An 11893-nucleotide genomic window follows, 5' to 3' on the forward strand; every position below is an offset into this window, starting at 1 on the left:
ACCTCAAGCACCCCTCACCGCACAGTTACTGACGGTCTTTCAGATTGGCCGTCAAGGTACGCCCGGTGCCTTGTGGAGGGAAGAGAGAGCGTTGTGAAAGTACGGAGGTGCTTACGCCGGGGCGGCAAGTTCCGCCCAGACCGTCTTGCCCGGGGTGCCCGGGACCCGGTCGATGCCCCAGGCGCGGCAGAGCCGCTGCACGATGAACATCCCGTGCCCGCCCGGGCGGCCGGCCCGGTGCGGGGTGCGCGGGGCGGGCTGGCCGGCGCCGCGGTCGGCGACCTCAAGGCGCAGCACCTCGGCGAGGCGCAGCACGCGCAGGCTCTCCGGGCCCTCGGCGTGCAGGCAGGCGTTGGTGACCAGTTCGGAGACGACCAGGAGGACGTCCTCGGCGGCGGCCCGGCGGTCCGCGGTGGCGGCCGGCAGCCAGCCCCACTCGTGGAGCAGCTGCCTGGTGAAGTCGCGGGCGAGCGGAACGGTGCCACTGGCCGACCCAAGGGCGAGGGTGCGGACCTCGGGGTCGCCGGAGGCGGTCTCCTTCAACGCTTCACCTCACCGATACCGATGCAATCGCTTGACGAGTTCAGGACAGGGGGCCCGGCGGGCCGGGGTCGGGGGCGCCGGGCCCAGGGGGCGGAGGGCCGTGCGCTCGGCCGACGCTCAGCCGGGATGCGGGAGCGCGGATTCGAGCGTGTCGTGGAGGGTGAAGACGGCCTCCGCCCCGGTGATCTCGAAGACCCGCGCGACCGGCGGTCGCATCGCGGCCAGATGGACCCCGCCACCGCCGGCGTCCGCCCGGAGGCGGGCGGCCAGCAGGACGTTCAGTCCGGTCGAGTCGCAGAACTCGAGGCGTGAGCAGTCGAGTACGAGGCGTGTACGACCTTCGTCGAGTGCGTGGTCGAGTGGCGCACGCAACAGTTCGGCGGTGTGGTGATCGAGCTCACCCACGGGGGTGAGCACCTCGCTCGCCCCCACGGTCCGGACCTCGACCCGAAACCGTTCGGGTGCGCTGCCGATGTGCTGGCGGTACATGCGTCGAACCATACAAGCGCACCCGCGTGCACCGCACACAAGCTCCACCCCAAACCATGCCAAAGCAGACAATTGCCACTTGCAACCATCAGGGTCGAGCAGGTAGGGCTAGTAAGGAACACGTTCCCACGGCCGGCTTCGGAGGCGCCGCAAACCGCAGCAGAGACACAGAGACCACCACTGGAGGAGACCCATGTCCCCCCGCCTCGACGTATCCCTCGTACCCATCGAGGTGGCGGAACGCGCGGAACTGCCGCACATCCCGCCCCTCGACGAGATCGCGCCGCTCGACGCGCGCGCCCTCTCGAAGAACCTCTTCGCCCGGCTGGGCGACCTGGAGGAGGGCACCCACGAGTACGCGTACGTCCGCAACACCCTGATCGAACTCAACCTGGCCCTGGTCAAGTTCGCCGCCTCACGGTTCCGCACCCGCAGCGAACCGATGGAGGACATCGTCCAGGTCGGCACCATCGGCCTCATCAAGGCGATCGACCGCTTCGAACTGGCCCGCGGCGTCGAGTTCCCCACCTTCGCGATGCCGACGATCATCGGCGAGATCAAGCGCTTCTTCCGCGACACCTCGTGGTCGGTGCACGTCCCGCGCAGGCTCCAGGAGCTCCGCCTCGACCTGGCCAAGGCCGGCGACGAACTCGCCCAGCGCCTGGACCGGGCGCCCACCGTCGACGAGCTGGCCCGCGAACTGGGCATCGGCACCGACGAGGTCGTCGAGGGGATGGCCGCGGCCAACGCGTACACCGCGAGCTCGCTGGACGCCCCGCCGGAGGAGGCCGAGGCGGACGGCGGCGCGACGCTCGCCGACCGGCTCGGCTACGAGGACCACGGCCTGGAGGGCATCGAGTACGTCGAGTCGCTCAAGCCGCTGATCGCCTCGCTGCCGGCCCGCGAACGCCGCATCCTGTCGCTGCGCTTCACGGCCGGGCTGACCCAGTCGGAGATCGGCGAGGAGCTGGGCATCTCGCAGATGCACGTGTCGCGGCTGCTTTCGCGGACGCTGGCGCGGCTGCGCAGGGGCCTGACGACGGAGGAGTAGGCCCAACGCCCGGCCGGCTGCGTACAGTTGGCCCATGGCCATGGGCGGCGCGCTGATCGGTACGGGCCGTTCGGCCGATGTGTACGAGGCCGGGGACGGCCGGGTCCTGCGGCGCTACCGCGACGGCGGCGACGCCGCACCGGAGGCCCGGATCATGCGCGAGCTCGCCGCGCACGGCTACCCCGTGCCGGCGGTGGCCCACGCGGAGGGCCCCGACCTCGTCATGGAGCGCCTCACCGGCCCCACCCTCCTGGACGCCGCCGTGACCGGCACGGTCACCCCGGAGGCGGCGGGCGCCCTGCTCGCGGACCTCCTCGTCCGCCTCCACGCGACCCCGTGGATCCATCTGGACCTGCACCCGGGCAATGTCGTCCTCACCCCGGCGGGCCCCGTCGTCATCGACTGGCGCACCGCCCGCGAGGGCCCGGCGGGCCTGGACCGCGCGATGTCCGCCCTCCTCCTCGCGGAAGCCGCCCTCTCCCCCGCCCCCTACGCCCCCGGCGCCCACACCGCCCTGACCACCCTCCTGTCCCACCTCCCGACCCAGGTCACCCCGTACGTCCCGCAGGCGACCGCCTTCCGCGCCCGGGACCCGCACCTGTCGGAGCCGGAACGCGCGTCGATCCCGGCGGCCGGGGAGCTGATCGTCACCCTGGCCGGGTAGCCCCAGCTACCAGCCGATCCGCGCCGCGCCGAGCAGCTCCGACCCGGCGCGGGCAGCCAGCTCCCGGACCCGCTCGGACGGGCAGCCCTTGTCCACGTGCAGGAAGACGGTGTGCGTGCCGACGGGACCGCTGTCCGGGTCCAGTTCGACGTCATCGCTGTGGAACGACACCTGCACCCCGTCGTACTGGTCCCGCCCGTGCGCCCCGGGCCACCGCCCCCGCCATCCGATCATCGCCGGGTCCTCCCCGACGGCCCGCAGGAACGGCAACTCCACGTCTGCGGAGGCGTGTTCCTCGAACACCCACACCGGAAAACATGCGGCCCGGCGGTCGCCCCAGGGGTCGTACGCCTCCTTGTCGGCCCCCTCGAACAACGCCCCGGGCACCACCCCGGCTACCGCCCGCACCCGCTCGGCGTCCCCGACCAGCGCCTCCACCCACCGCTCGTCCTCGACGAACTCAAGGCCACGGCACAGCGCTTGCGCCCGCGCGTAGGCGGCGTCAGCGTCGTCGCTCCGGAAGACGGGATAGGCCCGCGAATGTCCCATGCCGCCAATCTCGCACGCGAGCGGTCACCGATGCGGTTGGATATCACGGTGCTTCACGCCGCTCACGCCCGCGCCACCGGCCCCACCGGCTTCCGGTAGCCCCGCCAGGAGAGTCCTGGTGGTCGCTGCCGGAGGAGTGCCCGTGTCGCGTACCGCCCATCACATCCCGCCCGCCCACGCCGAGCGGCCAGAGCGCCCCGGCGCGCCCTGGCATGTCGTGGTGCTCCGCGACCCGCGCCACGGGACCCGCCGCGAGGTCGCGTTCCGTTCCTTCCCCCGCCACCAGCACGACGCCACGGTCGGCCGCTGGGCGGCCGTCGAAGAACGCCGCGCCCGCGCCCGGCTCCGTGCCGCCCTGGCCGCCGCCGTACGCCTGGCGAACACCGACCCGACGGTGACGGACACCCTCGACATCCCGCCGTACCGCCACCGCCGCTCGGCCCTGTGGCTGGCGTGAGCACGCGGTTCAGGCTCACTGCGGCCGCATCAGCTCCAGGTCCTCGCCCCAGGCGTCGAGGACCGCGCCGTGGCCGGCCGCGCGGGCGGCGGTTTCCACGCGGGCGAAGAGGGTGCGCTGGAGGGTCGGGGCGGGGGTGGTGGCGAGGCGGGCGGACTCCGCCTCCGTGAGGACGGCCTTCGCGGCGAGTATCGCGGCGATCTCCCCGTCAAGGCGGTCCAGGACCACCCGTGCCCGGGCGAGCCCGTAGCGCTCGAAGCCCGGCATACCCACCGCCCGGAAGGCGCTCAACAACATGACGACCAGGTCGAGTTCGGGGGTGCGGTGGCCCGCGAAGCGGGTGAGGTCGGAGGGCGCGCCGTCGGCGAGGACGACGTAGAGGTCGTGGTCCGAGTGGGCCGTGGGCATGCCCTCGTGGGCCTGGGAGCCCTTGAGGACGAGACCCACGACCGCCGGATCCGCCGTAGCGAGGCGGACGAACTCCTCGTACGTCACAGAGTGCCCACGCACGCCTCGTTGCCCTCCGGGTCCGCCAGGACCCAGTGGGAGGGGGCGTGTTCGGCGGTGACGAGGTGGCCGCCGGCGGCGAGGGCCGCGGTGATGCGGGGTTCGGCCTCGTCGTGGGGGACCCAGACGTCGATGTGGAGGCGGTTGCGCTGGGGGCGGGGGGCGTCCATCTGCTGGAAGGAGAAGGGGGCGTTGCGGCGGTGCGGGTCGATGAGGTCCTCCGGGCTGCCGGCGCGGTGCGTGTAGCCGAGGAGGGCGCGCCAGAAGGGGGTGACCGCGGGGATGTCGAGCGCGTCGATGGTGACCTGGGCGCCGGTGAGGGCCGACGGGTCGGCGGTGAGGCCGAGTTCGGCGGCCAGGGGCCGAGATGCGGCGGGCGAGTTCGGGGTCGCCCTCGGTCAGGCCGTACAGCTCGGCGGTGGCCGTGATCAGGCGGACCGTCACGCCGTCGGGCCGCAGGTCCACGTCGGGGGAGGTGGGGAGGGTGGCGAGGGCGGACACGAAGGCGGCGCCCTCGGCGAAGGTGCCGGTGCGGTAGTACGCGCAGGCTCCCTCGCCCAGGACCCGCCAGTCGTCCAGGCCGGACTCCTCGCGGAAGCTGCTCGGCCGGATCTTCTTCGGAGGGGTCTGCGGAGTCGACGTCATGGGCGCCGCGGTTAGCGGCGCCCTCAGACGGTCCGCACACCCTTCCGCCAGACCTCCGCGACCAGCGGCACGCCCGGCCGGTACGCCAGGTGCACGTGCGACGGCGCGTCGAGGACGATCAGGTCCGCGCGGGCGCCGGGGGCGAGCCGGCCCACGTCGGTGCGGCGCAGCGCCGCCGCGCCGCCGGCCGTCGCGGACCACAGCGCCTCGTCGGGCGTCATCAGCATGTCGCGGACGGCGAGCGCGATGCAGAACGGCATCGAGGAGGTGAAGGACGAGCCGGGGTTGCAGTCCGTGGACAGCGCGACCGTCACGCCCACGTCGAGCAGCCGCCGCGCGTCCGGCCACTCGGCGCGGGTGGAGAACTCGGCGCCCGGCAGCAGCGTCGCCACCGTGTTGCCCTGCGCGAGCGCGTCGATGTCGGCGTTCGTGAGGTGGGTGCAGTGGTCGGCGCTCGCCGCGTCCAGCTCGACCGCGAGCTGCACGCCGGGGCCGTACGTCAGCTGGTTGGCGTGTACCCGGGCCTGCAGGCCCTTCGCCTGGCCGGCCTTGAGGATCGCCCGGGCCTGGTCGCCGTCGAAGGCGCCCTTCTCGCAGAAGACGTCGACCCAGCGGGCGTACGGCGCGCAGGCGTCCAGCATCGCGCCGGTCACCAGCTTCACGTACCCGGCGGGGTCGTCCGCGTAGTCCGGCGACACGATGTGCGCGCCGAGGTAGGTGACCTCGTCGGTGTGCTCGGCGGCGATGCGCAGCGCGCGGGCCTCGTCCTCGACGGTGAGGCCGTAGCCGGACTTGGTCTCGAAGGTCGTGGTGCCCTGGCGCAGCGCCTCCCACATGTAGCGGGCGACGTTGGCGGACAGCTCGGCGTCGGTGGCGGCGCGGGTCGCGGCGACGGTGGTGCGGATGCCGCCCGCCTTGTACGCCTGGCCGGACATCCGGGCGTTGAACTCCGCTGTCCGGTCGCCCGCGAAGACGAGGTGGGAGTGGGAGTCGACGAAGCCGGGGATCACCGCCCGGCCGCCGACGTCGACCCGGTTGTCAGTGGCCGGTGCTTTGCTTGTCTCACCGACCCAGACGACGCGGTCGCCGTCGACGACGACGGCCGCGTCCTGGATCAGACCGAGTGGCGAACCATCACCGAGGGAGGGGTCGTTGGTGACGAGACTGGCGATGTTGGTGATCACCGTGGCGGTCGCCGCCACGGCGCTGTTCGCGCTCGTGGGTCCGGTGCTCGCCGCCGGGTTGTTCGTCGCCGCGGGGCCGTTCATCGGATACCTCCGAGGAAAATCCCCGATTCGACGGGGAGGGGGATCGGACTCCTGCGGAGCAGGACATGAAGCAGGGTTTCGCCCCCGGTACGGAAGGCCGTGCCCTGACCAGCAGGTTTGATCTTCACAAATCGCATCACTAGCTTGTGAGAATGACCGTGACGTGTGTGAAGCGGGCGTTCAAGTACCGCTTCTTCCCGACCGATGCGCAGGCGGCTGAGCTGTCGCGCACGTTCGGGTGTGTGCGGAAGGTCTACAACCTGGCGCTGGCCGCGCGTACAGAGGCGTGGGTGCGGCAGGAGCGGGTCAACTACAACGCCACGTCGGCGATGCTGACGGCGTGGAAGAAGACCGAGGAACTCGCCTACCTGAACGAGGTGTCCTCGGTGCCGTTGCAGCAGTGCCTGCGGCACCTGCAGACGGCGTTCACCCTCTTCTTCGGCAAGCGGGCCAAGCACCCGCGCTTCAAGTCGAAGAAGAGGTCGAGGAAGTCCGCCGAATACACAACCAGCGGTTTCCGCTTCCGAGGCGGCGAACTGACCCTGGCGAAGATGTCCGAGCCTCTGGACATCGTGTGGTCCCGGCCCTTGCCCGAGGCCGCGGAGCCGTCCACGGTGACTGTGTCGCAGGACGCGGCCGGGCGCTGGTTCGTCTCCATGCTGTGCGAGGACTCGACCGTCAAGCCGCTGCCGGTGAACGACGACGCCGTGGGTATCGATGTAGGACTTGACCACCTGCTGACCCTGTCCACGGGTGAGAAGATCGCCAACCCCCGGCACGAACGCCGGGACCGTGCGCGGCTCGCACGCGCTCAGCGGGAGCTGTCGCGCAAGGCTATGGGTGACGGCGCCAACCGGGCCAAGGCCCGCCGCAAGGTCGCCAGGATCCATGCCCGGATCGCCGACCGCCGGCGCGACGGCCTGCACAAGCTGACCACTCGTCTCGTGCGTGAGAACCAAACGCTCGTGATCGAGGACCTGACCGTGCGCAACATGGTCAAGAACCGGAGACTCGCCCGCGCCGTCAATGACGCCGCGTGGGCGGAGTTCCGGAGCCTGCTGGAGTACAAGGCAGCCTGGTACGGACGGGAAGTGATCGCGGTCGACCGCTTCTTCCCCTCCTCCAAGCTGTGCTCCCACTGCGGCACCCTCGCGAAGAGGATGCCGCTCAACGTCCGCACCTGGACGTGCGAGAGCTGCGGCACGGCCCATGACCGGGACGTGAACGCGGCTCGTAACCTTCTGGCCGCCGGGCTGGCGGTGACAGTCTGTGGAGCTGGTGTAAGACCTCAACGGAGAACTCCAGGCGGGCAGTCGGCGACGAAGCAGAAACCCTCACGGCGCAAGCCGTGAGAATCCCCCTCGTCCACGAGGGGGAAGAAGCCAAGGTGAGGCGTCTCTCCTTCAGTCAGCTCAGCCGCGCAGGGCGGCGATCGAATCCGCGAGGGCCCGGGCCACGTCGGGAACGGATACGTGGGTCCCGTCCCGGACGACCTGCCGCCCGCCCACGATCGTGTGGCGTACGTCCGCGGCCGACGCTGCGAATACCGCCGTCTCGGCTGCCAGACGCGGTACCGGTCCCGCTGTCCTGACGGAGTCGAGCGCGATCGTCGTGAAGTCGGCGAGCGCGCCCGTCTCCAGGCGGCCGGCGTCGGGCCGGCCGAGGGCCGCGTGACCGTCCGCCGTGGCCGCGCGGAGCAGCGCCGCCGCGGTCCAGTGGCCGCGGGTCCTGGTCCGCAGGCGCTCGTTGAGCTCCATCGCGCGCGCCTCCTCCAGGAGGTCGATGACGGCGTGGCTGTCGCTGCCGAGCGAGAGCGGGGAGCCGGCCCGCTGGAGGGCGACGGCGGGGCCGATGCCGTCGGCGAGGTCGCGTTCGGTGGTCGGGCACATGCAGGTGCCGGTGGCCGTCGAGCCGATCAGCGCGATGTCGGCGTCCGTCATGTGGGTGTTGTGGACGCCCACCGTGCGCGCGCCGAGCACGCCGTGGTCGGCGAGCAGCTGGGTCGGGGTGCGGCCGTGGGCCGCCCGGCAGGCGTCGTTCTCCGCGGTCTGCTCGGAGAGGTGGACGTGCAGCGGGGCCTGGCGGTCCTGGGCCCAGCGGGCCACGGTCGCCAGCTGGTCCGCGGGGACGGCGCGCACCGAGTGGATGGCGGCGCCGATCCGTACGCCGTCGCGTTCCTTGAGCGCCGAGACCCGCTCGGCCCAGGCGTCGGCCGTCCCGTCGGAGAAGCGGAGCTGGTGCTGCTCGGGGGCGGCGCCGAAACCGGAGGAGAGGTAGGCGGTGTCGAGGAGGGTGATACGGATGCCGGCGTCGGCGGCGGCCGCGATCAGGGCCTCGCCCATGGCGTTGGGGTCGGCGTAGGGGGTGCCGCCGGGCGCGTGGTGGAGGTAGTGGAACTCGCCGACGGCGGTGATGCCGGCGAGGGCCATCTCCGCGTACACGGCGCGGGCGAGTGCGAAGTAGCTGTCGGGGGTGAGCCGCTGGGCGACGCCGTACATGACCTCGCGCCAGGTCCAGAAGGTGCCGGAGCCGACCTGGACGGTGCCGCGCAGGGCCCGGTGGAAGGCGTGGCTGTGGGCGTTGGCGAGGCCCGGGATCGTCAGGCCGCGCAGGACGACCGCGCCGGGCGGCGGGGCCTCGGCCCCGGTCCGTACGGCGGTGATCCGGCCGTCGGCCACTTCGAGCACCACGCCCGGCTCGACGTGGGTGTCGAGCCAGGCATGCTCCAGCCAGTACGTCACCTGCACGCGAGGCCCTCCAGTACGTCGGCGAGTGCGTGGACGCCCGCCACGCAGTCGTCCTCGGCCGCGAACTCGGCCGGGGAGTGCGAGACGCCCGTGGGGTTGCGCACGAACAGCATGGCGGTCGGGATCGAGGCGGACAAAATACCCGCGTCGTGTCCGGCGCCGGTGCCGAGGACCGGGACCTTGGTGCCGGTGGCGTCGGCGAGCAGCCGGCCGAGCTCCTCGCGCAGGGCGTGCCCGAACTCGACGACCGGCGTGAACGACTCGCGTACGACGGCGAGGTCGACGCCCCGGCGGACGGCGTGGTCACGGGCGGCGGCCTCGATGCCGGCGACGACGGCGTCCAGGGACTCCTGGTCGGCGGCGCGGGCGTCGAGCCAGCCGCGGACGAGCGAGGGGATGGCGTTGACGCCGTTGGGCTCGACGGCGATCTTGCCGAAGGTGGCGACGGCGCCCGCGAGTTCGGCCTCGTGGCGGGCCGCGAGGACGGTCTCGGCGTACGGCAGCATGGGGTCGCGCCGGTCGACGAGCCGGGTGGTGCCGGCGTGGTTGGCCTCGCCGTGGAAGTCGTACCGCCAGCGGCCGTGCGGCCAGATGGCGGAGGCGATGCCGACGGGGTCGCCGGACAGGTCGAGGGTGCGGCCCTGCTCGACGTGGAGCTCGACGAAGGCGCCGATGCGGGCGAGCCGCTCCGGGTCGTGGCCGATGGCCTCGGGGTCGTGGCCGGCGGCCTCCATGGCCTGCGGCAGCGAGATCCCGTCCGCGTCGCGCAGCTCGAAGGCCTTCTCCTTGGTCAGCTGGCCGGAGGTGAGCCGGGAGCCGACGCAGGCGAGCCCGAAGCGGGCGCCCTCCTCGTCGCCGAAGTTGACGATGGCGAGGGGCCGCTTGAAGGAGACGCCGCGGGCGCGGAGTTCGTCGAGGGCGGCGAAGGCGGACACGACGCCGAGCGGGCCGTCGAAGGCGCCGCCGTCGGGCACGGAGTCCAGGTGGGAGCCGGTGACGACGGCGTCGCCCGCGGTGCGGTCGCCGAGCCAGGCCCACTGGTTGCCGTTGCGGTCGGTCTCGACGTCGAGCCGGCGGGCCTCGGCCTGCATGCGGAACCAGAGGCGGCAGTCGGCGTCGGCGGCGGTCCAGGCGTAGCGGCGGTAGCCGCCGGAGTCCGTGTTGCGGCCGATTCCGTGCAGGCTGCGCCACATCGCGTGGAACGAGGGGGAGTCCCCCCGCCCCGCCGAGGCGGCCCGGGCGGAGCCGCGGGGCGCCTCGGCGGCGTCGTGGGACGAGGTCACGCGGAATCACCCTCGCGCATCGGGACGCGGACGCCCTTCTCGTCGGCGACCCGCTCGGCGATGTCGTAGCCGGCGTCGACGTGGCGGATGACGCCCATGCCCGGGTCGTTGGTGAGCACGCGGCGGATCTTCTCGCCGGCGAGCTTGGTGCCGTCGGCGACGGAGACCTGGCCGGCGTGGATGGAGCGGCCCATGCCGACGCCGCCGCCGTGGTGGATGGAGACCCAGGAGGCGCCGGAGGCGACGTTGACCATGGCGTTGAGCAGCGGCCAGTCGGCGATGGCGTCGGAGCCGTCGAGCATGGCCTCGGTCTCGCGGTACGGGGAGGCCACCGAGCCGCAGTCGAGGTGGTCGCGGCCGATCGCGAGCGGGGCGGCGAGGGTGCCGTCGGCGACCATGTCGTTGAACATGGCGCCGGCCTTGTCGCGCTCGCCCTGGCCGAGCCAGCAGATGCGGGCGGGCAGGCCCTGGAAGTGGACGCGCTCGCCGGCCATCTTGATCCAGCGGTGCAGGGACTCGTTCTCCGGGAAGAGGTCGAGGATCGCCTTGTCCGTCTTGTGGATGTCGCTCGCCTCGCCGGACAGCGCGGCCCAGCGGAACGGGCCCTTGCCCTCGCAGAACAGCGGGCGGATGTAGGCGGGGACGAAGCCGGGGAAGGCGAAGGCGCGGTCGTAGCCGGCCAGCTGGGCCTCGCCGCGGATGGAGTTGCCGTAGTCGAAGACCTCGGCGCCGGCGTCCATGAAGCCGACCATGGCCTCGACGTGCTTGGCCATGGACTCGCGGGAGCGCTGGGTGAACCCGGCCGGGTCCTTGGCGGCGGCGTCGGCCATGTCCTCGAAGGCGACGCCGACGGGGAGGTAGGACAGCGGGTCGTGGGCGGAGGTCTGGTCCGTCACGATGTCGATCGGGGCGCCCTCGGCGAGCATCTGCGGGAGCAGCTCGGCGGCGTTGCCGAGGAGGCCGATGGAGAGCGGGCGGCGGGCGTCGCGGGCCTCGGTGGCGAGCTGGAGGGCGTGGGCCAGGTTGTCGGCCTTGACGTCCAGGTAGCGGTGCTCGATGCGGCGCTCGATGGCGCGCGGGTCGCAGTCGACGCAGATCGCGACGCCGTCGTTCATGGTGACGGCGAGCGGCTGGGCGCCGCCCATGCCGCCGAGGCCGGCGGTCAGGGTGATGGTGCCGGCCAGGGTGCCGCCGAACTTCTTCGCGGCGACGGCGGCGAAGGTCTCGTAGGTGCCCTGGAGGATGCCCTGGGTGCCGATGTAGATCCAGGAGCCGGCGGTCATCTGGCCGTACATGGTGAGGCCGAGGGCCTCAAGACGCCGGAACTCCTCCCAGTTGGCCCAGTCGCCGACCAGGTTGGAGTTGGCGATGAGGACGCGCGGGGCCCACTCGTGGGTCTGCATGACGCCGACCGGGCGGCCGGACTGGACCAGCATCGTCTCGTCCTGCTTCAGCGTGCGCAGGGTGCGGACCATGGCGTCGAAGGAGCGCCAGTCGCGGGCGGCCTTGCCGGTGCCGCCGTAGACGACGAGCTTGTCGGGGTGCTCGGCGACCTCGGGGTCGAGGTTGTTCTGGAGCATCCGGAGGGCGGCCTCCTGCTGCCATCCCAGGGCGCTCAGTTCCGTACCGCGCGGTGCCCGTACGGGTCGGGGTCCTGACATGGCGGTGCCTCCTCGAATGTGGTTCAGAT

Annotated in this window: 13 protein-coding genes; 4 read left to right on the plus strand and 9 right to left on the minus strand. The window is 72.4% G+C overall.

Features of this window, described 5'->3' with window-relative positions; all coding sequences use genetic code 11:
* Positions 1-111: 111 nt before the first annotated feature.
* Both KV205_RS32000 and KV205_RS32005 read right to left on the minus strand, forming a co-directional pair.
* Positions 112-543, minus strand: a complete 432-nt coding sequence (locus tag KV205_RS32000; protein ID WP_265868323.1) for an ATP-binding protein — start codon at positions 541-543, stop codon at positions 112-114.
* Positions 544-660: 117 nt separating this feature from the next.
* A complete protein-coding gene (locus tag KV205_RS32005; protein WP_265868324.1) occupies positions 661-1032 on the minus strand; it encodes an STAS domain-containing protein in 372 nt (123 codons plus the stop codon).
* A gap of 193 nt (positions 1033-1225) precedes the next feature.
* Between KV205_RS32005 and KV205_RS32010 the strand changes: the two genes are divergently transcribed.
* Positions 1226-2083: an RNA polymerase sigma factor SigF gene (locus KV205_RS32010; protein WP_265868325.1), complete on the plus strand. Its 858-nt coding sequence runs from the start codon at positions 1226-1228 to the stop codon at positions 2081-2083.
* A 34-nt stretch (positions 2084-2117) separates the two neighbouring features.
* Positions 2118-2747, plus strand: a complete 630-nt coding sequence (locus tag KV205_RS32015) for a phosphotransferase (protein WP_265868327.1) — start codon at positions 2118-2120, stop codon at positions 2745-2747.
* Between the two features lie 6 nt (positions 2748-2753).
* Here KV205_RS32015 and KV205_RS32020 read toward each other — a convergent pair whose 3' ends face one another.
* Positions 2754-3296, minus strand: a complete 543-nt coding sequence (locus KV205_RS32020) for a hypothetical protein (RefSeq protein ID WP_265868328.1) — start codon at positions 3294-3296, stop codon at positions 2754-2756.
* 142 nt (positions 3297-3438) lie between these two features.
* Here KV205_RS32020 and KV205_RS32025 point away from each other — a divergent pair, with 142 nt between their 5' ends.
* Positions 3439-3753, plus strand: coding sequence for a hypothetical protein (locus tag KV205_RS32025; RefSeq protein WP_265868329.1), 315 nt, complete (start codon positions 3439-3441; stop codon positions 3751-3753).
* A gap of 15 nt (positions 3754-3768) precedes the next feature.
* Here KV205_RS32025 and KV205_RS32030 read toward each other — a convergent pair whose 3' ends face one another.
* The 3 genes from KV205_RS32030 to hutI form a co-directional block, all read right to left on the minus strand.
* Positions 3769-4263: a hypothetical protein gene (locus KV205_RS32030; protein ID WP_265868330.1), complete on the minus strand. Its 495-nt coding sequence runs from the start codon at positions 4261-4263 to the stop codon at positions 3769-3771.
* On the minus strand, positions 4245-4619 hold the full coding sequence (locus KV205_RS32035; RefSeq protein ID WP_274711102.1) for a VOC family protein: 375 nt from the start codon (positions 4617-4619) through the stop codon (positions 4245-4247). The genes KV205_RS32030 and KV205_RS32035 overlap by 19 nt, the downstream gene beginning before the upstream one ends.
* A 309-nt stretch (positions 4620-4928) precedes the next feature.
* Positions 4929-6173, minus strand: a complete 1245-nt coding sequence (gene hutI, locus KV205_RS32040) for an imidazolonepropionase (RefSeq protein WP_265868332.1) — start codon at positions 6171-6173, stop codon at positions 4929-4931.
* 152 nt (positions 6174-6325) lie between these two features.
* Here hutI and KV205_RS32045 point away from each other — a divergent pair, with 152 nt between their 5' ends.
* Positions 6326-7525 carry an RNA-guided endonuclease TnpB family protein gene (locus tag KV205_RS32045; RefSeq protein WP_265868407.1) on the plus strand — a complete coding sequence of 400 codons (1200 nt, stop codon included), beginning with the start codon at positions 6326-6328 and terminating at the stop codon, positions 7523-7525.
* A 60-nt stretch (positions 7526-7585) separates the two neighbouring features.
* On the opposite strand, the gene KV205_RS32050 is transcribed toward KV205_RS32045, so the two are convergent.
* The 3 genes from KV205_RS32050 to hutU all read right to left on the minus strand — a co-directional run bounded on the left by KV205_RS32050 (position 7586) and on the right by hutU (position 11864).
* A complete protein-coding gene (locus KV205_RS32050; protein WP_265868333.1) occupies positions 7586-8920 on the minus strand; it encodes a formimidoylglutamate deiminase in 1335 nt (444 codons plus the stop codon).
* Positions 8911-10113, minus strand: coding sequence for an allantoate amidohydrolase (locus KV205_RS32055; RefSeq protein WP_265868408.1), 1203 nt, complete (start codon positions 10111-10113; stop codon positions 8911-8913). Before KV205_RS32055 ends, KV205_RS32050 begins: the two co-directional genes overlap by 10 nt.
* An 86-nt stretch (positions 10114-10199) precedes the next feature.
* Positions 10200-11864 carry a urocanate hydratase gene (gene hutU, locus KV205_RS32060; protein WP_265868334.1) on the minus strand — a complete coding sequence of 555 codons (1665 nt, stop codon included), beginning with the start codon at positions 11862-11864 and terminating at the stop codon, positions 10200-10202.
* Positions 11865-11893: the final 29 nt, after the last annotated feature.

It is taken from the genome of Streptomyces sp. SKN60 (assembly GCF_026236535.1).
In the GTDB taxonomy this organism is placed as follows: Bacteria; Actinomycetota; Actinomycetes; order Streptomycetales; family Streptomycetaceae; genus Streptomyces.